Annotated in this window: 23 protein-coding genes and 4 pseudogenes; 11 read left to right on the forward strand and 16 right to left on the reverse strand. The window is 67.4% G+C overall.

All coding sequences use genetic code 11. The features are described from left to right. From JHL17_RS24815 to JHL17_RS24850, 8 genes and pseudogenes are all read right to left on the reverse strand, one after another. Positions 1 to 222 (reverse strand): annotated as a pseudogene (locus tag JHL17_RS24815) (IS4-like element ISSysp3 family transposase); the annotation flags it as partial. Positions 223 to 347: 125 nt separating this feature from the next. Continuing rightward, positions 348 to 1,370 (reverse strand): FAD:protein FMN transferase, encoded by a 1,023-nt coding sequence (locus JHL17_RS24820; protein WP_200197304.1) that lies wholly within the window; start codon positions 1,368 to 1,370, stop codon positions 348 to 350. Then, entirely contained in the window at positions 1,370 to 1,912 is a 543-nt protein-coding gene (locus tag JHL17_RS24825; RefSeq protein WP_200197306.1) for a nitrous oxide reductase accessory protein NosL, read from the reverse strand. The genes JHL17_RS24820 and JHL17_RS24825 overlap by 1 nt, the downstream gene beginning before the upstream one ends. After that, a complete protein-coding gene (locus tag JHL17_RS24830; protein WP_200197308.1) occupies positions 1,912 to 2,736 on the reverse strand; it encodes an ABC transporter permease in 825 nt (274 codons plus the stop codon). Before JHL17_RS24830 ends, JHL17_RS24825 begins: the two co-directional genes overlap by 1 nt. Next, positions 2,733 to 3,659: an ABC transporter ATP-binding protein gene (locus JHL17_RS24835; RefSeq protein ID WP_200197310.1), complete on the reverse strand. Its 927-nt coding sequence runs from the start codon at positions 3,657 to 3,659 to the stop codon at positions 2,733 to 2,735. The genes JHL17_RS24830 and JHL17_RS24835 overlap by 4 nt, the downstream gene beginning before the upstream one ends. Beyond that, on the reverse strand, positions 3,656 to 5,014 hold the full coding sequence (locus JHL17_RS24840) for a nitrous oxide reductase family maturation protein NosD (protein ID WP_200197312.1): 1,359 nt from the start codon (positions 5,012 to 5,014) through the stop codon (positions 3,656 to 3,658). The genes JHL17_RS24835 and JHL17_RS24840 overlap by 4 nt, the downstream gene beginning before the upstream one ends. A gap of 190 nt (positions 5,015 to 5,204) precedes the next feature. Then, positions 5,205 to 7,154 (reverse strand): TAT-dependent nitrous-oxide reductase, encoded by a 1,950-nt coding sequence (nosZ, locus tag JHL17_RS24845; protein WP_200197313.1) that lies wholly within the window; start codon positions 7,152 to 7,154, stop codon positions 5,205 to 5,207. A gap of 85 nt (positions 7,155 to 7,239) precedes the next feature. Continuing rightward, positions 7,240 to 9,561, reverse strand: a complete 2,322-nt coding sequence (locus JHL17_RS24850; protein WP_200197314.1) for a NosR/NirI family protein — start codon at positions 9,559 to 9,561, stop codon at positions 7,240 to 7,242. A gap of 267 nt (positions 9,562 to 9,828) precedes the next feature. Here JHL17_RS24850 and napE point away from each other — a divergent pair, with 267 nt between their 5' ends. Genes napE through JHL17_RS24880 form a run of 6 tightly spaced genes read left to right on the forward strand, consistent with a single transcriptional unit; the run spans position 9,829 to position 14,627 of the window. After that, positions 9,829 to 10,056, forward strand: coding sequence for a periplasmic nitrate reductase, NapE protein (gene napE, locus JHL17_RS24855; RefSeq protein WP_247893806.1), 228 nt, complete (start codon positions 9,829 to 9,831; stop codon positions 10,054 to 10,056). A 15-nt stretch (positions 10,057 to 10,071) separates the two neighbouring features. Next, a complete protein-coding gene (gene napF, locus JHL17_RS24860; RefSeq protein WP_200197315.1) occupies positions 10,072 to 10,614 on the forward strand; it encodes a ferredoxin-type protein NapF in 543 nt (180 codons plus the stop codon). Next, positions 10,604 to 10,906 (forward strand): chaperone NapD, encoded by a 303-nt coding sequence (locus JHL17_RS24865; RefSeq protein WP_200197316.1) that lies wholly within the window; start codon positions 10,604 to 10,606, stop codon positions 10,904 to 10,906. Before napF ends, JHL17_RS24865 begins: the two co-directional genes overlap by 11 nt. A 59-nt stretch (positions 10,907 to 10,965) precedes the next feature. After that, complete coding sequence (gene napA / locus JHL17_RS24870) at positions 10,966 to 13,458, forward strand: nitrate reductase catalytic subunit NapA (RefSeq protein ID WP_200197317.1); 2,493 nt, start codon at positions 10,966 to 10,968, stop codon at positions 13,456 to 13,458. A 15-nt stretch (positions 13,459 to 13,473) separates the two neighbouring features. Beyond that, positions 13,474 to 13,959 carry a nitrate reductase cytochrome c-type subunit gene (locus JHL17_RS24875; protein ID WP_200197318.1) on the forward strand — a complete coding sequence of 162 codons (486 nt, stop codon included), beginning with the start codon at positions 13,474 to 13,476 and terminating at the stop codon, positions 13,957 to 13,959. Continuing rightward, positions 13,956 to 14,627: a NapC/NirT family cytochrome c gene (locus tag JHL17_RS24880; protein WP_200197320.1), complete on the forward strand. Its 672-nt coding sequence runs from the start codon at positions 13,956 to 13,958 to the stop codon at positions 14,625 to 14,627. The genes JHL17_RS24875 and JHL17_RS24880 overlap by 4 nt, the downstream gene beginning before the upstream one ends. 226 nt (positions 14,628 to 14,853) lie before the next feature. On the opposite strand, the gene JHL17_RS24885 is transcribed toward JHL17_RS24880, so the two are convergent. The 7 genes and pseudogenes from JHL17_RS24885 to JHL17_RS24910 form a co-directional block, all read right to left on the reverse strand. Then, on the reverse strand, positions 14,854 to 15,738 hold the full coding sequence (locus JHL17_RS24885; RefSeq protein ID WP_345773873.1) for a ParB/RepB/Spo0J family partition protein: 885 nt from the start codon (positions 15,736 to 15,738) through the stop codon (positions 14,854 to 14,856). Further along, on the reverse strand, positions 15,728 to 16,741 hold the full coding sequence (locus tag JHL17_RS24890; RefSeq protein ID WP_200197322.1) for an AAA family ATPase: 1,014 nt from the start codon (positions 16,739 to 16,741) through the stop codon (positions 15,728 to 15,730). Before JHL17_RS24890 ends, JHL17_RS24885 begins: the two co-directional genes overlap by 11 nt. Positions 16,742 to 16,988: 247 nt before the next feature. Next, positions 16,989 to 17,204 (reverse strand): annotated as a pseudogene (locus JHL17_RS37275) (IS5/IS1182 family transposase); the annotation flags it as partial. Between the two features lie 12 nt (positions 17,205 to 17,216). After that, positions 17,217 to 18,623: a TRAP transporter large permease gene (locus JHL17_RS24895; RefSeq protein WP_200197324.1), complete on the reverse strand. Its 1,407-nt coding sequence runs from the start codon at positions 18,621 to 18,623 to the stop codon at positions 17,217 to 17,219. A 4-nt stretch (positions 18,624 to 18,627) separates the two neighbouring features. After that, positions 18,628 to 19,254 (reverse strand): TRAP transporter small permease, encoded by a 627-nt coding sequence (locus JHL17_RS24900; RefSeq protein ID WP_200197326.1) that lies wholly within the window; start codon positions 19,252 to 19,254, stop codon positions 18,628 to 18,630. Positions 19,255 to 19,298: 44 nt separating this feature from the next. Further along, on the reverse strand, positions 19,299 to 20,285 hold the full coding sequence (locus JHL17_RS24905; protein ID WP_247893807.1) for a sialic acid TRAP transporter substrate-binding protein SiaP: 987 nt from the start codon (positions 20,283 to 20,285) through the stop codon (positions 19,299 to 19,301). A gap of 267 nt (positions 20,286 to 20,552) precedes the next feature. Further along, a pseudogene (locus JHL17_RS24910) lies at positions 20,553 to 20,927 on the reverse strand (transposase); the annotation flags it as partial. A 44-nt stretch (positions 20,928 to 20,971) separates the two neighbouring features. Between JHL17_RS24910 and JHL17_RS36820 the strand changes: the two are divergent. The 3 genes and pseudogenes from JHL17_RS36820 to JHL17_RS24920 all read left to right on the forward strand — a co-directional run. Then, a pseudogene (locus JHL17_RS36820) lies at positions 20,972 to 21,121 on the forward strand (IS3 family transposase); the annotation flags it as partial. Positions 21,122 to 21,309: 188 nt separating this feature from the next. Then, the gene (locus JHL17_RS24915) at positions 21,310 to 21,864 is read left to right on the forward strand and encodes a TetR/AcrR family transcriptional regulator (RefSeq protein WP_247893808.1); all 555 of its coding nucleotides are present in this window, start codon (positions 21,310 to 21,312) and stop codon (positions 21,862 to 21,864) included. Between the two features lie 17 nt (positions 21,865 to 21,881). Next, entirely contained in the window at positions 21,882 to 22,781 is a 900-nt protein-coding gene (locus JHL17_RS24920; RefSeq protein ID WP_200197330.1) for an alpha/beta fold hydrolase, read from the forward strand. 39 nt (positions 22,782 to 22,820) lie between these two features. On the opposite strand, the gene JHL17_RS24925 is transcribed toward JHL17_RS24920, so the two are convergent. Further along, complete coding sequence (locus JHL17_RS24925) at positions 22,821 to 23,192, reverse strand: hypothetical protein (protein WP_200197332.1); 372 nt, start codon at positions 23,190 to 23,192, stop codon at positions 22,821 to 22,823. A 100-nt stretch (positions 23,193 to 23,292) separates the two neighbouring features. Here JHL17_RS24925 and JHL17_RS24930 point away from each other — a divergent pair, with 100 nt between their 5' ends. Then, positions 23,293 to 23,661, forward strand: coding sequence for a lysozyme inhibitor LprI family protein (locus tag JHL17_RS24930; protein WP_200197334.1), 369 nt, complete (start codon positions 23,293 to 23,295; stop codon positions 23,659 to 23,661). 28 nt (positions 23,662 to 23,689) lie between these two features. Then, complete coding sequence (locus JHL17_RS24935; protein WP_200197336.1) at positions 23,690 to 24,109, forward strand: hypothetical protein; 420 nt, start codon at positions 23,690 to 23,692, stop codon at positions 24,107 to 24,109. Positions 24,110 to 24,136 lie beyond the last annotated feature (27 nt).

Consider the following 24,136-nt stretch of genomic DNA (forward strand, 5'->3'; position numbering starts at 1 on the left):
CCGGCGGGCATGGGCTTGATAGTTGATTTCGCTGGTGTCCTGGATGGCCAGAACGTGCAGGCCGGCGACACGCGGGCCGATCTGCTCGTTAAGCGCGCGTTCCATCGCGGCCAGCCTCACCTTGGGATTGGCCAGCCAGCGCCCGAAGCGCATCTCCTCGACGCGGTTCTCAGCCAAACGGCGGAGACAGACGGTCGAGCACTCAACCATCCGTTGCAGCAAACGCTGCCCCCTTTTTCGAGCCGCTTGTCGGAAAAGCGGCCCACCGTCTGCAACAGACTGTCCATTCGTGACGTCCTCGCNGGGGGGAGAGGGGATTATGGCTGCTCCGACCTCGTCCCCGTCCTTCAGGCCGGCAGCCGCAGGATGCGGCCGTCGGGGTGGGTGAAGCGGGCGGCGACGCCGGGATAGGCCGCCAGGATGGCCGGAGCCCGGTCCGCCGGCACCACCGACAGGGCGGTCGACAGGGCGTCGGCCGTCGTGGCGTCCGGCGCCTGCACGGTGACCGCCAGCCATTGGGCGGCGCAGGCGCCGCTCGCCGGGTCGAACAGGTGGGTGAAGCGGCCGGCGGCGTCGAAGCGGGTGCCGTAGCCGCCCGAGGTCGCCATCGCGCCGTCGGCGAGGTCGACGGTCTCCGTGCTGCGCTCCGCATTCTTGGGGTCGGCGAGGCCGACGGTCCAGGGACGGCCGGAGGGGTGGTGGCCGAGCGCCCGCAGCTCGCCCATATCGACCAGGACGTTGTCCATGCCCTCGGCCTTCAGCCGTTCGCTGACGCGGTCGGTGACGTAGCCCTGGGCGATGCCGTTCAGCGTCACCGCCATGCCCCCGGCGGCGAAGGCGATGCGGTCCGGCTCCACCCGCAGGGCGCGGACATCGACCAGCGCGCGGGCGGCGCGGACGGCGGTCTCCGGCGGGCCGGCGGGGTCGGCGTTCGCGCGTTCGAAATGGCCGGCATAGAGCTGCCACAAGGGCTGCACCGTGGGATCGAAGGCGCCGCCGGTGGCACGGCCGAAGGCGGCGGCCTCCGACAGCAGGCGGACGAGGTCGGCGGGCGGGGAGTCCAGCCGGCCATCGCGATTCAGGTGGCGCAGCGCGGAGTCGGGGCGGTAGAGGCTGAAGACCCGTTCCAGCCGTTCCACCTCCTCCAGGCTGAGCGCGATCAGGCGGTCGGCCTCGACCGGATCGGGGTGGGCGATGGTCAGGCTGGCGTCGGCGCCGAGCGCGACGCCGCGCCAGACCCGGACGGGAACCCCTTCCGCCCGCAGCAGGCGGTGCGGCAGAAGCGACAGACCGGCGGCGACGGCGCCGATGGCGAGGAAGCGGCGTCTGGCCAGGGGGCGGGTGAAGGGACGCGGAAGGGCGGTTTCCATCACTGCTCCCCCTCGGCCATGGTCGCGGCGGACGGGGTGAGGATCTGGTCCTCATGCACGTCGGCGAAGCGCAGGACCGTGCCGCCGTTGGCCGCGGCGAAACGCTCTGCCGCCGCCTTGTCGGAGAAGGGATAGGGTTCCGCCTCGCCCATGCCGCCGCGCAGCTTGCTGCCCAGCACGTACCACGCCTTGCGTGCCTCCACCCAGGCCGTCATGTCGGGGGCGGCGGGGTCCTTGGCCTTGGCGACGTCGGTGACGTAGATGGCGCCGATCTCCTTCGGCTCCTCCGGCAGCATGGTGAAGGCGAAGGTGTCGCGGACGGAGGACAGCCAGATCGGCCGCTCCTGCCCCTTCACCAGGATCTGGCCCTTGGGGCCGGAATGGTCGGCGAGGTTCATGCCGCAATAATGGCCGATGGCGTCGGCGGTCAGGGTGGCGGGCGGCGGCGGGGCGACCTCCGCCTTTTCCTGCTTGCAGGCGGAGAGCGGTGCCAGGAGGGCGGCGGCGAGAAGTGCGGTACGCAGGATGGGAAGGGTGCGCATCAGATCTGCTTCCTCGAAAAGAGGGCGGCGGCCAGCGCCAGCGGGGCGGCGATCCAGCCGGCCATCACCGCCAGCAGCAGCGGGACCGAGAGCTGGACATGGGCGGCGAGGCCGGCGGTGCCGGCGAAGGCGCTGACGCCCTTGAAGCCGGTCAGGTTGAACAGGCGGTAGGCGTCGGCTGGGTTGGCGAGCAGCAGCCAGTTCAGCGTCTCCACCCCCAGGCCGCTGCCGCTGGCGAGGATGCCGAGCAGGGCCATGTCGTAGAGCAGGACGAATCCCAGCCACACCGCCACCGCGATGCCGGCCGCCGTGCCGCGGTCGCGGACGATGGTGGAGGCGAGATAGCCGAGCGCGGTGAAGGCGGCGCCCAGCATCACGCTGGAGCCGATCATCGCGGCGAAGGCGCGCCAGCTGTCGGCCCCGATGGCGGTGCCGCCCATCGCCAGCGCCACCCCGGCGGCGCCGTAGCCGACCACCGTCGCCAGCGCGATCACCGCGGCATGGCCGAGGAACTTGCCGAGCAGAAGCTGCCAGCGTGCCACCGGGTAGGACAGCAGCAGCGTCATGGTGCCGCGGTCGATCTCCCCCACCACCGCGTCGAAGGACAGCAGCAAGGCGATCAGCGGCAGCAGGAAGATGGTCAGGCTCGACAGGCTGACGATGGTGACCTCCACCGGGCCGACGCCGACCGTGCCGGTGGGGACGGATCCGAGGAAGCTGAGCGTCAGGGCCAGCGCCGCCATCAGCAGGGTGGTGGCGACGACCCAGCGGTTGCGGGTCGCCTCGCGCAGTTCCTTGCCGGCGATGATGAGCAGCGTGTTCATTCGGCGGCCTCCCGGCGCAGGAAATGGGCGTACATCTCGTCCAGGCTGGGCTGGACGATCTCGATGTCCTGAACGGTGGGGCCGTCGCAGGCGATGCGGCGGACCAGACCGACCTTGTCGTCGTTGGCGCAGGCCAGTTCGACCACACCGCCGGCCAGCCGGGTCAGGGCGGCGCCCTCCCCCACCCGGGCCGCCAGGGCGTCGATGTCGCCGGTCGGCAGGGTCAGGCGGATGCGCACCGGCAGCTGGGCGAGGCTGCGCAGGGTGGCGAGCGAGCCGTCGGCGACCTTGCGGCCGCGGTTCATCACCACGACGCGGTCGGCCTGCCCTTCCAGCTCGGTCAGGGCATGGCTGCACAGCAGGATGGTGGTGCCGCGGTCGCGCAGCTCGGCGACGATGGCGTAGAAGCTCTGGCGCAGGGCCGGGTCGAGGCCGGTGGTCGGCTCGTCGAGGAACAGCAGCTTCGGGCCGCCGAGCAGGGCCTGGGCCAGGGCCAAGCGCTGGCGCATGCCCTTGGAGTAGGTGGAGACGCGGCGCCTGATGGCGGCGGGCTCCAGCCCGACCTTCTCGAACAGCGCGTCGTTGTCGCGACAGGGCGCGCCTTTCAGCCGGGCGTAGAAGTCCAGCGTCTCCCGCCCGGTCATGCTGGGGTGGAAGGCGACATTCTCCGGCAGGAAGCCGATCCGGCGGCGGATGGGGGAGCAGGCGGCGCTGGCCGGGTCGCCGCCCAGCACGCGGATGCGGCCCTCCGTCGGGGTGGTCAGGCCGAGCATCAGCTTGATCAGCGAGCTCTTGCCGGCGCCGTTGTGACCGACCATCGCCACGCATTCGCCGGGCGCCAGCGTCAGGTCCACGCCGCGCACCGCCTCGGTCTCGCCGTAGCGCTTGGTGACGCCCTGCACCTCCGCGGTGAAGTCGGTCATGGCTGATTCCTTTCGGCAGTCCGGGTCGTACCCGGCATGGGGGGCGGCGTCATCAGGGGGGCGCTGTCGATCACGCCGCCGGGGTGCAGAGCCGGGAACTGCTTCTGCGCCCAGCGGATCACCTGGACGCCGGGGCTGTTCATCAGCAGCTTGGCCGCCGGATATTCCCACATCACCCGGTCGACCACATCGTTGGGGCGATAGGGCTCGTCGGAGATGCCGTCGCCGTTCAGGTCGAAGGCGGCGTTGTCGGACCAGTAGTTGCCGCGCCCGTTCTCCGACCAGTCGAGATAGCGGGTGCCGACATACTTGACCTGGGTGCGGTTGCCGATGAAGGCGTTGCCGGTCAGGCTGTTGCGTTCCGACCCGGCGGTGAAATGGACGCCGATCTCGCAGCCGTCGAACCGGTTGCCGGTGAAGCGGTTCTTGTTGGCGTTGTAGATGAAGACGCATTTCCAGGTGCCGCTGCGCAGCCGGTCGCTCATCGCCTCGCTGTCGCGCGGGATGTCGCTGTCGGGCAGCGCCTCGCCGGCGTCGGACAGCGCACCGGCGAAGCGGCCCTCGATCACGTTGCCTTCGATGCGCGAGCTGTTGGCGTTGTTCAGCATCAGCCCGTGTTCGCGGTCCGCCCTGGAGCGGTTGTTGCGGATCAGCAGGTTGTTGGAGAACATCACCGCATAGCCGACATTGTTGGCGACGGAGACGTTGTCGGTCAGCTCGGAATCGTTGGTGTACATGTAGTGGACGGCGAACCGGACATGCTCGAACCGGTTGCCGGAGAAGACGTTCTTGCGGGACGAGGTGGTGAACAGCCCGTCGCGCCCCTCGCGCACGCTGTTGTCGAGCACGCGGGTGCCCGGTGCGTTCCACAGCTGGATGCCGTTGCCGCGTTCCGACACCCGCAGGTCGGTGCGGCCGACGATGTCGTTGCGGCGGACCAGGCTGTCGGCGGCGCCCCAGATGTAGATGCCGATCAAATTGTCGCGCAGGCGGTTGTCCTCGACCACCGCGCCGCGGGCCTCCTTGCCCAGGAAGACGCCGGCATTCTGGTCGATCAGGCTGAGGCCGGAATTGCGGATCTCCAGGTGCCGCAGCGTGACGTTCGGCGCGAGGATCGTCAGCGTGCTGCCGCTGCCCTGCCCGTCGATGACGGCGCCCGGCTCTCCGGTCAGGGTGACCGGGGTGCGGACGGTCAGCGGCCCGGGATGGACGCCGGCGGACAGCACCAGCGTGTCTCCGGGCGCCGCGGACGCCAGCGCCGCCTCCAGGCCGCCGGGGGCGACCGTCGCCGTGGCGGCGAGCGCCGGGGCGGTTGCCAAAGCCGTGCCGAGGATTATCGCCGTGCGGAGGAACATGGGGCGTCCGTTGGTGAGGAAGATCCCCTCTCCCCCCCGGGGAGAGGGTTAGGGTGAGGGGGGCGCGTGGCATGGATTGACGAGGATCGGAAACTACTGCACGTCAAGCGACGCCACGTTTTGCATCCCCCTCACCCCGACCCTCTCCCCGGGGGGGAGAGGGGGATTTTCACGGGGGGAGAGCGGTCGATCAGGTCGAGGACGGCTCGACGATCATGCGGCCGGCCATCTCCATGTGCAGGGCGTGGCAGAACCACTGGCAGTAGTACCAGTAGACGCCCGCACGGTCGGCGGTGAAGGTGACCGAGGCGGTCGCCTGTGGGCCGACCTCCATGCAGACGCCGTAGTTGGTGATGCTGAAGCCGTGGGTCAGGTCGTCGATGTCGTCCATGTTGGTGACATAGACGGTGACCTCGTCGCCCTGCTTCACCGTGAAGTCCTCCAGCCCGAAGGCCGGGGCGCGCTGCCACATGTAGACGCGGACCTTCTTGCCGTCGCGGATGACCTTGGTGTCGTCCTCCAGCACCACGCCGTCCTTCTTGGCCTGCTGGCGCGCCTCTTCCCACATCGGGTCGTTGCGGTCGTAGACCGAGCGCGGGTTCACCTTGGACCGGTGGACGATCAGGGTGTCGTGCGGCTCGGCGAAGGTGGGGCCGTCATGCACCAGCTTCATCTCGTCGCCGGAGATGTCGATCAGCTGGTCGTTCTCCGGCTTCAGCGGGCCGACGTTGAGGAAGCGGTCCTTGGAGAACTTGTTCAGCGACACCAGCCACTTGCCGTCGGCCTCCTTGGTCTCGCCCATCGAGGTGTGGTTGTGGCCGGGCTGGTACTGAACGTCGAGCTTCTGGACGATGGGATCGACCTTCTCGCCCTTGAAGGCGCGACGGGCCTTGTCGATGTTCCACTTCACCACCTGGCTGTCGAGGAACAGGGTGGTGTAGGCGTTGCCGCGGCCGTCATAGGCGGTGTGGAGCGGGCCGAGGCCGAGCTGCGGCTCGGCGACGACGACGTCGCGCGGCTTGATCTTGTCGTCGAACAAATCGTCCAGCAGCCGCACGTCGAACACGGTGACGGTCGGCGACAGCTTGCCGTTGACGGTGACGTGGATGCCGTCGGGGGCGGCGTTGATGCCGTGCGGGTTGGCCGGCACCGGGATGTAGCGGGTGTAGGGGCTGCCGTGGCGGCCGTCGACCACCGGCACGCCGTTCACCGCCTGGATCTTGCCGGCCTTCACCGCCTCGTCGATGCGCTTCAGGTTGAAGACGACGACCCAGTCCTGCTCGCCGCTGGTCATCTCCGCCGCGGTGACGCCCTCCTCGGAATCGTAGCAGGTGGAGAAGGCGTATTTGCCCTGATAGTCGGCGTCGGTGTTGTCGAGGTTGCCGTCGACCCAGACCTGCCAGGCGATCTTCATCGTGTCGCCGTCGATGGCGGTGAAGTGCGACTTGTAGGCCTTGGTGGCGGTCAGTTCGCGGCCGTCGTTCGGGGTCGGCACGCGCTGTTCGCCGTTGGCGAAGACATAGCCGGTACGTGGGTAGCGCTGCGGGCGCAGACCGTGGATGGCGGCGGCGTTGGGGATCTCGATGATGGTGTCGGTCTTCATGATGTCGCAGCGGATGCGCGCGACACGGGTGTTGGCCTTGTCGTTGATGAAGATGTAACGGCCGTCATAGGTGCCGTCGGTGAAGGACATGTGCGGGTGGTGGGCGTCGCCGTTCAGGTAGATGCCGCCGCGCGTCTCCAGGAACTTCTTGGTTTCCGGCAGCATGTGCTCGGTCAGGATCTTCCGGCTCTCGTTGGTCATGCCCCAGCCGGTGGCGGAGCAGCGGTTGAAGACCGGAATCCGCATCAGCTCGCGCATCGACGGCAGGCCGAGGATGCGGACTTCGCCGGAATGCCCGCCGGAATGGAAGGCGTAATACTCGTCGAGGTCGCCCGGCTTCACTTCGGCGTTCAGGTGGCCGGCCTGGGCGTTCGCCGCCAGGGCTTCCCCGGCCCCGAACAGGGCGCTGCCCGCGATGCCGCCGGCGGTCGCCCCGCCCACGGCACCGGTCAGGCCGGCAAGGGCCGCCGCCTTCGCCGTTCCGCCCAGAAGAGCGCGGCGGTTGACGCCTGCGCTGTTGTTGGTCTCGCTCGACATGGTCTGCTCCTTCGCTGCCCCGCCTTGCGGGGTGTCATGGGGCCCGTTGCGACCGGGTCCCGTTATCGGGATGAGGGGATGGCGGTCAGGTTCCGTGCGGCCGGATCGTCAGCCGGCCGGTGGCCGGGTCGGCGGTGGCGACCGTGCTGCGGGCATTCGCCTGCTGGGCCGCTTCCTTTTCGGCCGCCAGCTTGGCCTCGGCGGCCTGCCACTTCTCGCGTTTCTGCCGCTTCTGGATCATGACCGGGCATTTGTGGTCGTGGTGGTAGAGCATCTGGCAGTGCAGGCACTGGATGCATTCGTTGGGGTTGATCGAGCCGTCGGGGTGGATGGCCTGCACCGGGCATTCGTTGCCGCAGCGCTGGCACGGGCTGCCGCATTCCTTGTAGCGGCGCAGCCAGTCGAACATCCGCAGCCGGCCGGGGATCGCCAGCGCCGCGCCCAGCGGGCAGAGATAGCGGCAGAAGAAGCGTTCGATCACCAGCCCGGCCGCCAGCAGCGCCACGGCGAAGGCGACGAACCACCAGTCGCGGATGAAATGCAGGATGATCGCGGTCTTGAACGGCTCGATCTCCGCCGCCTTCTCCGCCGTGCCCAGCGATTGCAGCGACACGCCGAACAGCAGCAGGAAGATGATGTACTTGATCGGCCACAGGCGCTGGTGCAGGGCGAACGGCACGGTGATCTGGCGGATGCCGATCCTTTTGGCTGCCTTCGACGCCAGTTCCTGGAGCGCGCCGAACGGGCAGAGCCAGCCGCAGAAGGCGCCCCGGCCCCAGAACAGCAGCGACGCCGCCACCGAGAACCACAGGATGAACACCAGCGGGTCCATCATGAAATAGTCCCAGCGGAAGTCGGTGCGCAGCGCGTTGGCGAAGGTCAGGACATTGACCACCGACAGCTGGGCCGTGGCGTACCAGCCGAGCCAGACCAGGGTGAAGACCAGATAGGCGGTGCGGACCCGCTCGTACAGCTTCGGGCGTTTGGTCAGCTGGTCCTGGAAGAAGAAGATGCCGGTCAGCAGCAGGATGGCGGAGGTCAGCACGGCGACGTCGAGCTGCCGGTTCTGCCAGATGCGCTGCCACAGCGGGATTTCGGCGGCCTCCTCGGCCTCCGCCGCGCCGGCGGCCTGGATGGCGGCGCTGTGGCTGGCGGACTGGTCCGGAATGGGGGCGGCGGCGGAGGAGGTCGGGGCCGGCTGTTCGGTCTTCAGGAACTTGTCGGGCGGCTGGTAGCCGAGGTCGAAGGTGACGAACACCTTGTCCAGCGCGGCGACGGCGCGCTGGACCAGAAGCTGGAGGCGCCAGGGGTCGGCCGGGTTGAACTCGGTGCCTTCCGGCAGGACGAACAGGCCGATTTCCGGGAAGTCGGGAGCACCGGCGGCGGCGACGCTGCCCAGCCGCTTGTGCATCTTGTCGCGGAAACGGATGGATCCTTCATGCTGGACCATCTCGACGCGGTCGAAGATGCCGCCGCGGACATAGCCCGAGCCCTTGAAGGAATAACGCCCCTGCCCGGCCACCCATACCGCCTGCTGGCCGGGTTTCAGCCGCTGGGTCAGCGTCTCGTACTCCGCGTCGCCCAGCAGCGAGCGGCCGATGGTGGGGATGGAAACCAAGGCGGCGTAGAGGTCGATGAAGGTCTCGTCGGGGCTGCCGGCCTCGGCACGGGCGATGGCTTCGGCCCGGCCGGTCTTCTCGAAGGCGGCGTTGACCTCCCCCACCGACAGGGTCAGGCGACGGACCGAGCCGTCGCCGATCAGGGTCGCCCAGTCTTCCACCCCGGTCTTGGTCAGGTCGATGGTCTTGGTCACCGTCGGTGCGCTGTCCACCCCGCTCTTGCCGAGGCTCTGCATCACCTTCTTGCCGGAGCGGATGATGGAATCGCCGATGACCATCACCGTCACCGTCGCGCCGGACACGATGTCGACCGGTGGGCTGGCGGCGCTCTGGGTGGCGAGCGTCAGCACGTTCTTGCCGACATAGCCGTTGATGAAGCCGTTGATGCGGGCCGGCGGGATGCCGATCAGCACGATGGGCTCGTGATGGTCCATCAGCCGGGCGCCGGTCACCGTGCCGTCGGCGGTGAGGCCGACGACCACGTCGATGGGACGGCCGGAATAGCCGGTGGTGTTGACGAAGTCGGAGGTCAGATAGGCATGGCCCACCACGGCATCGCCCTTGTAGACGGGGACGGTGGGGCCGTTGGCGGTCGGGGTGCCGGTCACAGGCTGGCCGAAGCGGTCGGCGCCGGGGACGAGGTCGGCGGGCTGCAGCTTCGCCAGATAGGGCAGCAACCGGCCGCTGTCGGCGGCATGCGCCGCGGCGATGCCGGTCAGCAGCAGCAGGATGGCGACCAGCGCCGATCCCACCCGACGGTGTAAACGCACGAACCTCACGACGGCCATCCTCCGGCTTTCGCCCTTTGGCATTGGTGTCTTGCACGGGTGTTTCGGAAGGCATGAAAGCGCGTGGGGGAGCGCGAGGTCTTGACCGAGGTCAAGCGCGGAGCGACTTGCGCTGCGAATTGAGCCAGATCAAAAGCTTTTGACGGGGACGGGGGTGAAGCGCCCATCCAAAGACATATCTCGCCGGGGCAATCGGCCCGGGCGAGACGTTTCCAGCAATTTACGGTTGGAATGGTCAGCCCGTGTTACAGCAGAAGGCCGCATCCCATGAGCGCAGCCCGGCAACCCACCCCGGCCCGCAGCGTCGATGCTTCCATGCCTGTCGGTCCGCGCCCGCCGGCCGATGGCGTGACCCGGCGGCGCGAGCTTGCCATGTTCCTGCTGCTGGCGGTGTTCATCTGGCCGGTGCTGTCGGTCGCAGTGGTCGGCGGCTACGGTTTCGTGGTGTGGATGTCGCAGATGATCCTGGGGCCGCCCGGTCCGCCGCCGGTCTGACGGAGGCCCCGTGCCATGGCCGGCGATGGCTTGGACCGGGGCCCTGTGGACCAGGGACGGCGCAGCCTGCTGCGCGGACGCCCGACGGCGGTCCCCGCCCCCATCCATCCCCCCTGGTCCCACCCCGACTATTTCGCCGCGCTCTGCACCCGCTGCGGTGCCTGCGCCGCGGCTTGTCCGGAAGCCATCCTGCGGCCCGGTGACGGCGGCTATCCGGAGGTCGATTTCGGGCGCGGGGAGTGCAGCTTCTGCGGCGCCTGCGCCGACGCCTGCAGCGAGCCGATCTTCGACCGGACGGCGCCGCCCTGGGCGCTGCGCCCCACCGTCGCACCGTCCTGCCTCGCGGTGCAGCGGGTGGTGTGCCGGAGCTGCCAGGATGCCTGCCCGGAAGGGGCGATCCGCTTCCAGCCGGCATCGGGCGGGGCCGCCCAGCCCCGGATCGACGAGGCGGCCTGCACCGGCTGCGGCGCCTGCGTTGCCGCCTGCCCGGCCGGCGCCGTCACCCTTACCCACCGGACCGGCACCCGCCAGACCGGGAGTCCCGCCCATGCCGACTGACGCCGAACGCCATCTCGCCTCGCTGCTGCTGCATGTGCGGCCGGACCGGCAGGTGATTGTGCGCGCCGCCATCGCGGCCATGCCCGGTACCGAGCTTCACATCGAACAGCCCGGCAAGATGGTGGTCACTGTCGAGGGACCGCATGAGGGCTGGATCGCCGACCGCATGACCGCGCTGCACCTGCTGGACGGCGTGTTCTCCGCCGTCATGGTCTTCCATCACATCGACAGGCACCACACCGACCAGGAGCAAAGCGACCGGGCGGCGGTGGAGTCCGCCGGCGGGACCTAGCCTCGCCCCGCCCTGCCCCGCCGGCCAGATCCGCAATCCACAAGAAGAGGGGGACGCCCATGTTGGACCGTCGCGACTTCATCAAGGCACAGGCGGTGGCCGCTGCCGCCGCTGCCGGTGGCATCGGTCTGCCGGCCGCAGCGCAAAGCTCCCTGGTGGCTGGCGAGGACACCACGCTGAAATGGTCGAAGGCACCCTGCCGCTTTTGCGGCACCGGCTGCGGCGTGATGGTGGCGACCAAGGACAACCGCGTCGTCGCCACCCACGGCGACATGCAGGCCGAGGTGAACCGCGGGCTGAACTGCGTGAAGGGCTATTTCCTGTCCAAGATCCTCTATGGGCAGGACCGGCTGACCCAGCCGCTGCTGCGGATGCGCGACGGGCAGTACCATAAGGAGGGCGAGTTCCAGCCGGTGTCCTGGGACCGTGCCTTCGACGAGATGGCGCGTCAGTGGAAGCGGGTCATCAAGGAAAAGGGGCCGGACGCCGTCGGCATGTTCGGCTCCGGCCAATGGACGATCTGGGAGGGCTATGCCGCGTCCAAGCTGATGCGCGGCGGCTTCTGCACCAACAACCTCGACCCCAATGCCCGCCACTGCATGGCGTCGGCCGCCGTCGCCTTCATCCGCACCTTCGGCATGGACGAGCCGATGGGCTGCTACGACGATTTCGAGAATGCCGACGCCTTCGTGCTGTGGGGCTCCAACATGGCGGAGATGCACCCCATCCTGTGGACCCGCATCACCGACCGCCGGCTGGCCCACAACCAGGTGAAGGTGGCGGTGCTGTCCACCTTCGAGCATCGCAGCTTCGAACTGGCCGACATCCCGATGATCTTCACGCCGGGCACCGATCTGGCGATCCTGAACTACATCGCCAACCACATCATCCAGACCGGCCGGGTGAACCGGGAGTTCGTCGAAAGCCACTGCAACTTCCGGCTCGGCCAGACGGACATCGGCTATGGGCTGCGGCCGGAAAGCGTGCTGGAGGTGCGAGCGGCCAACGCCAAGGATCCCACCGATTCCAAGCCCATCGATTTCGGCGCCTTCGCCAAATTCGTCAGCACCTACACGCTGGATTACACGGCGGAACTGACCGGCGTGCCGAAGGAACGGCTGTCCGCCCTGGCGGAGCTGTATGCCGACCCGAAGGTGAAGGTGATGTCGCTGTGGACCATGGGGTTCAACCAGCATGTCCGCGGCGTCTGGGCCAACCACATGGCCTACAACATCCACCTGCTGACCGGAAAAATCTCCGAGCCGGGCAACGGGCCCTTCTCGCTGACCGGCCAGCCGTCGGCCTGCGGCACGGCGCGCGAGGTCGGCACCTTCGCCCACCGGCTGCCCGCCGACATGCAGGTGACCAACCCGACCCACCGCGCCCACACCGAGGAGGCGTGGAAGCTGCCCAAAGACCTGCTGCCGGCCAAGCTCGGCTATCACGCCGTGCAGATGGACCGCATGCTGAAGGACGGCAAGCTGAATGCCTTCTGGATCATGGTGAACAACAACCTCCAGGCCGCACCCAACAGCGCCAACGAGACCTATCCCGGCTATCGCAATCCGGACAATTTCATCGTGGTGTCGGACGCCTATCCCACCGTCACCGCGTCGGCCGCCGACCTGATCCTGCCGGCGGCGATGTGGGTGGAGAAGGAAGGCGCCTACGGCAATGCCGAGCGCCGCACCCATTTCTGGCACCAGTTGGTCACCGCGCCGGGGGAGGCGCGGTCGGATTTGTGGCAGCTGATGGAGTTCTCCAAGCGCTTCACCACCGACGAGGTGTGGCCGGCGGCGGTGCTGGAGGCCAACCCGTCCTATCGCGGCAAGACGCTGTTCGACGTGCTGTACCGCAACGGGACGGTGGACCGGTTTCCGCTGTCGGAGATCGATTCCGACTATGCCAACGACGAAGCCAAGCATTTCGGCTTCTACGTCCAGAAGGGATTGTTCGAGGAATATGCCGATTTCGGCCGTGGGCACGGTCACGATCTGGCGCCCTTCGACCGCTATCATCAGGTGCGCGGCCTGCGCTGGCCGGTGGTGGACGGCAAGGAGACGCGCTGGCGCTATCGCGAGGGTCACGACCCGTTCGTGAAGACGGGGGAGGGGGTGCGCTTCTACGGCAATCCGGACGGCAAGGCCAACATCTTCGCCTTTCCCTACGAGCCGCCGGCCGAGGTGCCCGACCAGGAGTTCGATCTGTGGCTGGTCACCGGCCGGGTGCTGGAGCATTGGCACAGCGGGTCGATGACCATGCGGGTGCCGGAGCTGTACAAGGCGATGCCGATGGCGCTGGTCTTCATGCACCCCGACGACGCCAAGGCGCGCGGCCTGCGCCGCGGATCGGAGGTGAAGGTGGTCTCCCGCCGCGGCGAGATGATCACGCGGGTGGAGACGCGCGGGCGCAACAAGCCGCCGCGCGGGGTGGTCTTCGTGCCGTGGTTCGATTCCGCCCGGTTGATCAACAAGTGCACGCTGGACGCCACCGACCCGATCAGCAAGCAGACCGACTTCAAGAAATGCGCCGCCAAGATCGTGGCTGTGTGAGGGAGGAGCCGTGCCATGCGTCCCCATCACCTCGCCGCGCTGGCGGCCCTGCCCTTCCTTGTGCCGGCCATGCTGTCGGCTGAAGGCGCGCCACCGCTGCGGCTGGACTCGCCCTTCCGCCCACCGCTGAATTTCGTCGAGCAGAACCCGGCCCCATCGATCCCGCCGGACGTCACCGACGATCGCCGGGTCGCCCGCAACTACCCCGAACAGCCGCCGGTCATCCCGCACAATGTCCGCGACTACCAGATCACGCTGAACAACAACCAGTGCCTGACCTGCCACAGCCGCCGCTTCACCGAGGCGGTGCAGGCGCCGATGGTCAGCATCACCCATTACGTCGACCGCGACGGCCAGACGCTGGGCGCGGTGTCGCCGCGGCGGTATTTCTGCATGCAGTGCCATGTGCCGCAGACGACGGCGCAGCCCATCGTGCCGAACACGTTCAAGGATTTGGATACCCTGGTCGGCCGGCCGACCGATCGGGGAGATCGTCGATGAAGCTGCGCATCCCGGTATCGCTGCGGACGGCGTGGCAGACCTTCTCCCGCCCCAGCCGGACCTTCAGCCTGGGCTTCCTGACGCTTGGCGGCTTCATCGCCGGCGTGGTGTTCTGGGGCGGCTTCAACACCGCGCTGGAGGCGACCAACCGGGAAGCCTTCTGCATCGGCTGCCATGAGATGCAGGCGAATCCCTATGAGGAGATGAAGCAGACCATCCACTTCACCAATCGGTCCGGAGTGCGGGCGACCTGCCCCGACTGCCATGTCCCGCACCAGTGGACCGACAAGATCGCCCGCAAGATGCAGGCATCGAAGGAGGTGTGGGGCAAGATCTTCGGGACCATCGACACCCGCGACAAGTTCGTCGCCATGCGCCGCGAACTGGCCGAGCATGAATGGGCCCGGCTGAAAGCCAACAACTCGCTGGAATGCCGCAACTGTCACAGCGCCGATTCGATGGACATCACCAAGCAGGGGGCGAGGGCGGCGCGCATCCACGAACAGTACCTGTTCACCGGAGAGCGCACCTGCATCGACTGCCACAAGGGCATCGCCCACCGCCTGCCCGACATGCACGGCGTGCCGCCGGGGTGGAGCGAGGCGTCCGACGATCCGCAGAAGCCGCTGGGGCATTGGCTGGCGGATGGGAGAGGGGAGGGGCGGTGACTGTCGGGATCCCCTCTCCCCCCTGGGGAGAGGGTTAGGGTGAGGAGGATGCGCGGGGAGGATCTTCAAGGATCGGGACGTTGCGATGTTTCCCGGTAATCCACCCTGTGGTTCCCCCTCACCCCGACCCTCTCCCCGGGGGGGAGAGGGAGGTTAAGGTGGGAGAGTTTAGGAACCCGGTCGGAATCCGACCACTGCGAGACGGGTGGTCGGATTCCGACCGGTCTTACTGTCCGGCCGCGGCCAGGATCGCGTCGATGGCGCTGCGCATGTCCGCCAGCGCCTGACGGTCGGTGTCGGACAGCGACTGCGGCTTGGCCTGGAGTTCCCGCAACACGTCGCGGGCCTGGAACACCGGCTTGGCGGTCCGAGCGGGCAGGGCGCTGGAGGCGATGCCGGCGGGCGCGCTGACCGGCTCGCGTCTGGACGGACCGGCGGCGGGGGCCGTCGGGGATGGCAGGGTACCGGCCTCGGCACGCTTCAGCTTCTCCCAGGCGCGGAGCTGCTCGTCCTGGTCGTCGATGACGGCGAGCGCCTCCAGCTTCGCCTTGGTCGGGCGGAGGAGGGGATAGTCCTCGCGGATCGCCGGGGCCAGACGCTGGAAGGACAGCATCATGGTGACGTAGGTCTTCTTGCGGCCCAGCGCCTCGGCCAGCTGGCGGTGCGAGTAGCCGTGCCGCTCGGCCAGCCGGGCCAACGCGTCGGATTCCTCCAGCGGGTTCAGGTCGCTGCGCTGGAGGTTCTCGACGATGGCGATCTCCTCGTCGTCGTCGCCGGTGAACAGGATGCCGAAGATGGTCTCCCGCCCCAGGAGCCGCATCGCCCGCAGGCGGCGTTCGCCATAGACGAGCTGCCACCGGTCGTCGGCGGTCTGGCGCACGCCGATCGGCTGCTGCAGCCCGTGCCGCTCGATGGAGGATGCCAGCCCGCGCAGCTCCTCCTCGTCGAACTCGCGGCGCGGCTGGTTCGGGTTGGGGGCGATGCGGTCGACCGGCACCTCCACCAGATGCGGCGCGTGGCGGCTGAGGCCGAACAGGGCGTCCTTCATCCTGGCGGTTGCGGTGGCGCTCTGCGCCGGCTTGGTTGCCTTGCCGAGAAGACTACGCGACACGGTCGACCTCCTTGATGCGGGCAGTGCGTTCCTCGGCCAGGGCGGATGCCACGTCGCGGTAGACGGCGGCACCGGCCACGTCCGGCATCGCCTCCACCGCCGCGCGGCCGACCGAGGTCGCCTGGGCATAGACCGACGCCTTCGGCACCGGATCGAACACCCGCAGATGCGGGCCGTATTCCTCGTGGATCTGTTCCAGAACCTCGCGGTCGTTGCGTTCCCGCTGCTTGAAGATGGTCGGAACGATGCCGAGCACCGACAGGCCGGTGTTCATCCGGCGGCGGATCTTGGTGACGTTTTCCAGCAGGAAGGCCATGCCGAGCAGGCTGAACTTCTCGGTCTGGCAGGGGATGACCGCGGTATGGGCGGCGACCATGGCGTTCTTGGTCAGCTCGCCGATGTTGGGCGGCGTGTCGATGACGATGAAGTCGAAGCTGCGCTTCGCCGCGGCGATCTTCTCCTTCATGATGAAGTCGCCGCCGGCCTCCTTGCCCAGCTCCACTTCGGTCTCGGCGAGGCGGATGGAGGAGGGGGCGACGCGCAGGCCGCTTTCCGGCACGGTGACCAGGATGTCGTCCAGCTCCAGATCGCCATGCATGACGTAGTAGAGGGTCTTGCCCTCGGTCTCCATGGTGTAGGAGTCGATGCCGAGATGCTGGGTGGCGTTGGCCTGCGGATCGCAGTCGATCAGCATGGTGGAATAGCCGCGCAAGGCGAGGGCGGAGGCGATGTTCACCGCCGACACCGTCTTGGCGCAGCCGCCCTTCTGGTTGGCCACGACGACGACCAGCGCCGGGCCGCCCAGCTTTTCCGGCTCCGGCCCATTGATTTCACGCGTCATCAGCGCGTCGACGGCGGCCGGGATGCGTTCCGCATCATTTTCCCAGCGGCTGATCTTCTGCTTGTCGTAGCGCCGCTGCAGCCGCTCGTTCAGCCAGACGGCGAACTCGGACTGCGACAGCCCTTTCGCTTCCCGATGGGTCCGCAACTCGTCGCCCTTCACCGTCCCCTCCCCAGCATGAACCGGGCGGGAGGGTAGGGGTAGACGCTACAATGGTCAAGGAAGCCGTGGCGACGGCCCAGGATGCAACCATGAAACCTTGCGGGAGCACCCATGAACCGCACTCGCCGGAACCATAAAATGGTTCGCTACAGCCGTATCTGAAAATGGCCTGCGGCACGGATGCGGTTTTGTGGGATATGACCCCTTGTCCTCAGGATCGCCACCTCAACCAGCGATCTGCGACCGTACCGGACCGCGCGCCGTCAGCCAGGATCGCATCGATCGGACGGTTGATAATGGCCCGCCCGGTGAGGAGTCGCCATCCTCATTACCCATCAGCTTCGAGGCCAGGAGTCTCCCGGTGTCGGGGCTGACGGGTAATGAGGATGGCGCCAAGTCCGGCGCGCTTCTCCAGGAGCCACTCGCCAGCCCCGAACACCTTCAGCCCCGTAGAGTCGACGACCCGGCTGTAGCACTAGCGGCCGAGGCCCATCGCTCTCGGCAGCCAGAGCGTGATTTCCGGCACATAGGTGACCGCAATCAGGGCGGCGAAAAGGGGCACCAGCCAGGGCAGGATTGCCATGGTGGTCCGCTCGACCGACAGCTTCGCCACGCGCGCCAGCACGAACAGCACCATTCCCAGCGGCGGGTGCAAGAGCCCGATCATCAGGTTCAGCACCATGACCAGACCGAAATGCAGGGGATCGATCCCCAGCTTCAACACGATGGGCAGCAGGATCGGCACCAGAATGGTGATCGCCGCGATGGTGTCGATGAAGCAGCCGACGAACAGGATCAGCAGATTGGCCAGCAGCAGGAACACCCACTTGTTGTCGGTGAAGCCGAGGATGGCATCCGACATGATCTGCGCCGCCTGGCTGGCCGTCAGCAGCCAGGCGAAGATGGACGCCGCTGTGACGATGAACAGCACCGAAGCCGTCGTCTCCACGGTGTCCAGCGTCGCCTTGGCGAGCGACCGCAGCGTCATGGAGCGGTAGCGGACAAGCCCGAGGAACAGCGACCACAGCACCGCCGCGACCGCCGCCTCGGTCGGGGTGAACCAGCCGAGCGTCATGCCACCGATCAGGATCATCGGCGTCATCAGCGCCATGACGGCGGAGAAATCGAAGTACCAGTCCGCCGCCAGCAGCGCGAGGAGGGCGATGGCAATCGCCCAGTTGACCGAAACGCCGGCCTGCGTCATCAGCCACGCGGCCAGCGGGAAGCACAGCACCACGACGATCTCGACCGACGCGGCGCCCAGCCGGCGCCAGTCGAAGGCCATGTCGCCCCCCCAATTGTGGCGCCGCGCATGGATGGCGACGGTCGCCATCATGAAGATCGTCATCAGCACGCCGGGGATGACGCCCGCCAGGAACAGCGCGCCGATCGAGACGTTCGCCATCATCCCATAGATCACGAAGGGAAGGGACGGTGGAATGATCGGCCCCAGCGTGGCCGAGGCGGCCGTCACCCCGACCGAGAATTCCGTCGAATAGCCATGGTCCTTCATCGCCTTGATCTCGATGGTGCCGAGGCCGGCGGCATCGGCGATGGCGGTGCCGGACATGCCGGAGAAGACGACCGAACCGATGATGTTCACCTGCCCCAGGCCGCCGCGCATCCAGCCGACGAGCGCGATGGCGAAGTTGTAGATGCGGCCCGTCACTCCGGCGATGTTCATCAGGTTGCCGGCGAGGATGAAGAAGGGAACAGCCAGCAGCGGGAAACTCTCGGCGCCCGCGATCATCCGTTGGGCGAGCACGAGGTCGGGCACCGAGCCGCTGACCAGGATGTAGACGAGCGAGGCCGCCGCCATGGCCACCGCCACCGGCAACCCCAGGAGCATCAGGCCGAGGAAGGAACCGATGAGGATCCACATCCGCTTACACTCCCGTTCCGTCGAAGGATTCCGGCTTTTCCAGCACCGAATAGCCGCGGCGCCAATTCACGACGGTCACCTGCAGCGACCGCAAGGCCATCAGGGCGCAGCCGCCCAACACCGAATAATAGAGGATGCCCTTGGGCAGCTGGACGGTGACCATCGTCTCGTCGCCGACGATCTCGATCAGCCGCCACATCAGCTGCGTCAGATAGACGAAGAAGGCGGTGCGGAGCACGTCCACCAGGGTAGACAGCAACCGCGCCGGCCCGGCCGGCAGGAACCGGTAGAGGATGTCGACCTGGATATGGCGCGACAAGCGCACGCACATCGCTGACCCGACGAACACCAGCGCCACCAGGCAATAGGAGGCGATCTCCTCCGTCCAATTCAGCGAATCGTTCAGGACATAGCGGGTGAAGAACTGAAGGAAGACCGCCGCCGCCATCAACCAGAACAGGGCGACGGTGACCCAGTCCTCCACCGCATAGTGCGACAGGTCGGCCGGGGGAGCGTCGTCCACGAAGGAATGGGCGAGTTCCTCCGGCGTGATCTGGATGTGGCGTTCCTCAGCATGAGATTGTCGGACGCCGGCCCCAGGCGGAACCGAACCTTTGGCGTAGCTCGTCATGCGGACCCCTTTGGCTTGTGAGATGGCCGGCGGCAGGCAGGGCGTCACTGCAGCGCCTGGATCGCCTCCCAGTCAGCCTTGCGGTAGCCGGCGCTCTCGGGCGTCACTGCCTTCATCACCGCCTCCCTGAAGCCGGCCTTGTCGATTTCCGTGACGGTCAGGCCCTTCTGGCGGAAGGAGTCGACCAGCTCCTTTTCCTTCGCCTGGATCTCGGTGGTGGAACGGGCCGCCGCCTCCTGCGTCACCTCGGTGAAGGTCTGGCGATCCTCCGGCGACAGCTTGGCCCACAGGCTTTTCGAGATGATGGTGTTCAGGCTGTCGATGATGTGGCCGGTGAGGACGACCTGCTTCTGCACCTCGAAGAACTTCTTGGCCTCGATGGTGGTCAGCGGGTTCTCCTGGGCATCCACCGTGCCGTTCTGTAGGGCGAGATAGACCTCGGCGAAGGCGATCGGCGTCGGGTTGGCGCCGCAGGCCTTGGGCATCGCCAGATAGGCCGGCGCGTCGGGCACGCGGATCTTCAACCCCTTCATGTCCGCGCAGGTCTGAATCGGCTTGTTGGAGGTGGTGTGCCGCGTGCCGTAATAGGTCAGGGCGACGATGTGGTTGCCGGTCTTGTCCTCATACCCCTTGGCGAGGGTCTTGAAGACGTCGCTCTTCGCATAGGTCAGCAGATGCTGCGGATCGCGGAAAATGTAGGGGTAGTAGGTGACGCCGATGGGCGGATAGCTGCGCGCCGCGAAGCTGGAGCCCGAAATGATCATGTCGACGGTGCCGAGGGACAGGCCCTGGTTGATGTCCGCTTCCTTGCCGAGCTGCGAGGCGGGGAACACGTCGATCTGGTACCGGCCGCCGGTCCGCTTGGCGATCTCCTGCGCCGCCCAGACTGATTGGGTGTGGAAGGGTTCCGACGTCTCGTAGACATGGGCCCATTTCAGCTTGGTCTGGGCCTGGGCCGTAGACAGAACGGTGAAGGGTAAGGCCATCAGCACGGCCAAGCCCAAAACGGCGCGACGAGTGCGAGTTACCATTGGCGCTCCTCCCGATTGTTGTACATCCCCGGTTGACCGGGGAGCCCGGGAGGCATGCCGCTTCGCGGCCGTCCATCCCATCTAATATATCAACAGCCGATTGTTCGTCACGCAAGCCATTTTGTGGCGGTCCCTGGGTCATTCTCCGACTGGCTGTGGATCATCTTGAAAGATGGCCCGAGCATCGGTGCCTGTCGCCGGCCGCAGGTTTCCGACTTTGGTGCAGAACTCGGCCGGAAGGCGGGCTTTGCCAGGAAGCGAGGAAGATCAGGCGGCCCTGCGGGAGGTCGGGATGCGGAGGCTGGTCATCCGATTGTTAACGGCGCAGGCGGCGTTGGCCTCGGCTTTTTGTACGGGCTGAGCCCGGCCGCGCCGGCCGCGTCCAATCAGAACCTTGTAACGAAGCATCGCCACCTCGACCGACGATCTCCTGCCAAATCGAACGGCCCACTGCCAAGTCAGCCGACTACGTCCCTTGATCATCCGGATGTGGCGGTCACGGCGGGTAGGGGGCGTGTCGCTCACATACGCGCCGTCGGCCAGGACCACGCCGATTGGGCGCGTGATCTGGTCGAGCAACGGGCCGACCAGCCATGCGTCTCCCGCCTCGTTGCCCGTCAACGCCGAGGCGAGAACTGAACCCCGCCGGGATTCCCGGATGCCCCTTTCCTGAGACCGGGGTCCTCATGACCAAACAGGCATCACCCAGATAGGTCCTTGAAGTCCGCGAGCGTGCGGTTCGGACGGTGTTCGAGCACGACGGCGAGCCTGCCTCGCAGTGGGCGGCGATCGGTCCGATCGCGGCGAAGATCGGCCGCACTCCGGAGACGCTGCGGGGCTCACCGGCGATCTGAGCGCGGGGCCCGCGAAGACCTGTTGTCGGCATGGCGCGGCGGCCAAAGCCGGTCGCCGGACGATACATCCCGGTCTTGACATAGGAAACGGTCGTTTCCTATATTGGGGCATGAGCAATCCTGCATCGCCAAACCGCAGTCGGCCCATGGGCAGACCCCGCAGCTTCGACATGGAAGCGGTTCTCGCCCGTGCCGTGCCCGTATTCCGCGAGCATGGCTATGACGGGGCGTCGATCGACCACCTCAGGGAGGCCACGGGCCTGACATCGGGAAGTCTCTACAAGGCGTTCAAGGACAAGAGGCACGTCTTCTCGGCCGCGTTCTCGCACTATGTGAAGGATCGGCGGCAACAGCTTGCCCAACGGCTTGGAGGGGCGCTCACCGGGCGGGAGCGCATCGCCGAGACCCTGCGCTTCTATCTCGAGTCCGCGTCAGGCACCGAAGGGCGACAGGGGTGCCTCGTTCTGGCGAGCTTGATCGAAGCCACGACGCTGGACGATCCGCTCCGGGACGCGCTCCGGGAAGCCTTGGACGGCAACCGAACCGCCATACTCACCTCGCTTCGTGACGGGCAGCGGGATGGATCGATCCGCGGCGACCTTGCGGTCGAGCCCTGCGCGGATCTGCTGCTCAGCCTTCTTCAGGGTCTGCGCGCTGTCGGAAAGCTGCATGACCCGGCCGACCACGCCGCTTTGGTCGCGACGGCTCTCAAGATGCTCGACTGAATTTTGCGAGGTCAACCATGGTCGAACATGCTCACGCCGCGTCGCCGCCGGACGACACCCCCTTCCGCCATGCCTTCGAGACGATCGACGGGGTGCGTCTGCACTACGTGACGGCCGGGCCGGACGATGCGGATCCGCTTGTGCTGCTCGCCGGCTATCCCGAAAGCTGGTTCGCATGGCGCAAGGTGATGCCGCTCCTCGCGAGGCGCTTCCGGCTCGTCGCCGTGGATCTTCCCGGACAGGGGGATTCCGACAAGCCCCTCGACGGCTACGACACCGGGACGGTCGCGCGCCGTGTCCACGGCCTGCTCGAACGGATCGGGCTGTCTCGCTACGGTCTGGCCGCGCATGACATCGGCGCCTGGGTCGGCCTGCCCTATGCCCTGATGTTCCCGCAGGAGGTCGACCGCCTCGCCCTGCTCGATGCCGGCATTCCAGGCGTTACGCTGCCGGACATGCTGCCGGCGGCGCCCGATCGGGCATGGCGGACGTGGCATTTCGCCTTCCATGCCGTCCCCGATCTTCCCGAGGCGCTGATCGCCGGCCGCGAGCGCGTGTATCTGGACTGGTTCCTGCGCCGCAAGGCCGCCAGCCCTTGGAGCTTCACCGAAGCCGATCTCGACGAATACGTCCGCATCTTCAGCCTGCCGGGCGCGCTGCGGGCAGGGCTCGCCTTCTATCGGTCCGTCGGCTTGTCCGCGGAGCAGAACCGTGCGCTGATCCGCGATGCCAAGCTCACCATGCCGATCCTGGCCGTGAGCGCGGACCAAGGCTCGATTCCCGACATGGCCGGACCGTTGCGGCCCTTCGCCGACGACCTGCGCGGCGAAACCATCACCAGGAGCGGCCACTTCATCCCCGAGGAACAGCCAGAAGCGCTCGCCCGGCTGTTCGAGAATTTCTTCGTGCAGCGCTGATGCAAGGTTCGGCATGTCGCCAATTCCGTTGCGCGGCCGTTATGGCTTGTCGAGATGAAATCGGGTCAGGCAGACATGCTTGGCCAGCGAGGTTTGCCGGATCGCGACCGGGGGCGTCGTGCCGTAGGGTGCCCCGGTCTCGACGTCGAGGGGGTCTTTGTACGAGCCGGTGACATATTTCGACGAGCACTGGTCGTATTTGTTGCAGACTTCGAGCTTGGTGCAGATGACCTGCGCGTCCCGTTCGTAGATGTAATAAGTCGCACCGGAATAGGGCGGCCTCGGGAAGCGCTCGGTCCGCACGGTGATGTCGCTCGGAGCGGTGCCGGCCGCCAGGGCCTGGATCGGCAGGATCGGGAGCGGCAGGATCGCAAGCAGCGTGGCCGTGGCCGTCATGATGCGTATCGACATGGATCCTCGAATTCGATGGGCCGGTCCCGCCGGGCTCCCGGATTGGCGACGGCCGCTTTGGAGATGCGATCAGGCAATATGCCCGATCGAGCGGTTCATAATGCCCGATGCCCTGCCGTCTGCAAGCTGCAACGGCCCCCGCCGTCCGTCCTATCAGGCTTGCCTCGGCGCGAGCGACGGCGTCACCGCTGCGATGAACGACGGTATCGGCACCGAATTCGACTATCAGGACGCGCGATTGAACAAGGTTTATGGCGCGCTCCGCGCGGCGCTCGACCCGGCGCAGAAGTCGGCCCTGCGCCGCGAGGAGCTGAAATGGATCGCCTCGCGCGACGCCGCCTGCGCGCCGGCGAAGGATGTCGGCACGGCCGCGAGGCTCGACGGCAATGCCTGCCGCGTCGACCGCACGGCCGAGCTAGAGCGGATGCTTGGAGCCCATGCGGCGGGGGGCGGGACCGACGGCCAATGATCCGGCGGTTGCGTGCAAGGAGACCGGAATGATGGCGCTGCGCCGCCTGAAGCCCGTCCTCGCTTTCGTGGCCCTCGCTTTCATGGCGTTGGCGGCGTTCCTCGCAGTGAGCGGCGCCGGGCAGCGCGTATGGGCGCAGATCCACGGGCGGCAGGCAGGCGCTCTGGCCGAGGGGCTCGGCGGGCGTGGCTGGAAGCAGGCGTCGACCGAGTTCGATGCCCGCGTCCGGCGGCGCTTTCCCATTGGAACGCCGCTCGGCGACATGGCCGAGGGGCTTCAAGGGGAGGGCTTCGTTCCGACCGTCTCCGAGCTGCCCGGATGGGGCGAGCGCGTGCTACGCCGGGACGGACCCGTTTGCAGGGTTTCGGCGCACGTCCTCTGGCAGGCCGATGCGGCGGCGCGACTGACACGGATCCAGGGCCTTTATCGCGAGGACGGCTGCCTGTGAAAGCCGGCCGCCGCGAGACGGCGGGGC

This window comes from Azospirillum endophyticum, from assembly GCF_016595245.1.
Classification (GTDB): domain Bacteria; phylum Pseudomonadota; class Alphaproteobacteria; order Azospirillales; family Azospirillaceae; genus Azospirillum; species Azospirillum endophyticum.

What these genes read in the sequence shown, in the direction of transcription:
- JHL17_RS24820 (WP_200197304.1), bottom strand. Translation starts at nt 1,370, where the DNA reads ATGGAAACCGCCCTTCCGCGTCCCTTCACCCGCCCCCTGGCCAGACGC.
- JHL17_RS24825 (WP_200197306.1), bottom strand. Translation starts at nt 1,912, where the DNA reads ATGCGCACCCTTCCCATCCTGCGTACCGCACTTCTCGCCGCCGCCCTC.
- JHL17_RS24830 (WP_200197308.1), bottom strand. Translation starts at nt 2,736, where the DNA reads ATGAACACGCTGCTCATCATCGCCGGCAAGGAACTGCGCGAGGCGACC.
- JHL17_RS24835 (WP_200197310.1), bottom strand. Translation starts at nt 3,659, where the DNA reads ATGACCGACTTCACCGCGGAGGTGCAGGGCGTCACCAAGCGCTACGGC.
- JHL17_RS24840 (WP_200197312.1), bottom strand. Translation starts at nt 5,014, where the DNA reads ATGTTCCTCCGCACGGCGATAATCCTCGGCACGGCTTTGGCAACCGCC.
- nosZ (WP_200197313.1), bottom strand. Translation starts at nt 7,154, where the DNA reads ATGTCGAGCGAGACCAACAACAGCGCAGGCGTCAACCGCCGCGCTCTT.
- JHL17_RS24850 (WP_200197314.1), bottom strand. Translation starts at nt 9,561, where the DNA reads ATGGCCGTCGTGAGGTTCGTGCGTTTACACCGTCGGGTGGGATCGGCG.
- napE (WP_247893806.1), top strand. Translation starts at nt 9,829, where the DNA reads ATGAGCGCAGCCCGGCAACCCACCCCGGCCCGCAGCGTCGATGCTTCC.
- napF (WP_200197315.1), top strand. Translation starts at nt 10,072, where the DNA reads ATGGCCGGCGATGGCTTGGACCGGGGCCCTGTGGACCAGGGACGGCGC.
- JHL17_RS24865 (WP_200197316.1), top strand. Translation starts at nt 10,604, where the DNA reads ATGCCGACTGACGCCGAACGCCATCTCGCCTCGCTGCTGCTGCATGTG.
- napA (WP_200197317.1), top strand. Translation starts at nt 10,966, where the DNA reads ATGTTGGACCGTCGCGACTTCATCAAGGCACAGGCGGTGGCCGCTGCC.
- JHL17_RS24875 (WP_200197318.1), top strand. Translation starts at nt 13,474, where the DNA reads ATGCGTCCCCATCACCTCGCCGCGCTGGCGGCCCTGCCCTTCCTTGTG.
- JHL17_RS24880 (WP_200197320.1), top strand. Translation starts at nt 13,956, where the DNA reads ATGAAGCTGCGCATCCCGGTATCGCTGCGGACGGCGTGGCAGACCTTC.
- JHL17_RS24895 (WP_200197324.1), bottom strand. Translation starts at nt 18,623, where the DNA reads ATGTGGATCCTCATCGGTTCCTTCCTCGGCCTGATGCTCCTGGGGTTG.
- JHL17_RS24900 (WP_200197326.1), bottom strand. Translation starts at nt 19,254, where the DNA reads ATGACGAGCTACGCCAAAGGTTCGGTTCCGCCTGGGGCCGGCGTCCGA.
- JHL17_RS24905 (WP_247893807.1), bottom strand. Translation starts at nt 20,285, where the DNA reads ATGGTAACTCGCACTCGTCGCGCCGTTTTGGGCTTGGCCGTGCTGATG.
- JHL17_RS24915 (WP_247893808.1), top strand. Translation starts at nt 21,310, where the DNA reads ATGGAAGCGGTTCTCGCCCGTGCCGTGCCCGTATTCCGCGAGCATGGC.
- JHL17_RS24920 (WP_200197330.1), top strand. Translation starts at nt 21,882, where the DNA reads ATGGTCGAACATGCTCACGCCGCGTCGCCGCCGGACGACACCCCCTTC.
- JHL17_RS24925 (WP_200197332.1), bottom strand. Translation starts at nt 23,192, where the DNA reads ATGTCGATACGCATCATGACGGCCACGGCCACGCTGCTTGCGATCCTG.
- JHL17_RS24930 (WP_200197334.1), top strand. Translation starts at nt 23,293, where the DNA reads ATGCCCGATGCCCTGCCGTCTGCAAGCTGCAACGGCCCCCGCCGTCCG.
- JHL17_RS24935 (WP_200197336.1), top strand. Translation starts at nt 23,690, where the DNA reads ATGATGGCGCTGCGCCGCCTGAAGCCCGTCCTCGCTTTCGTGGCCCTC.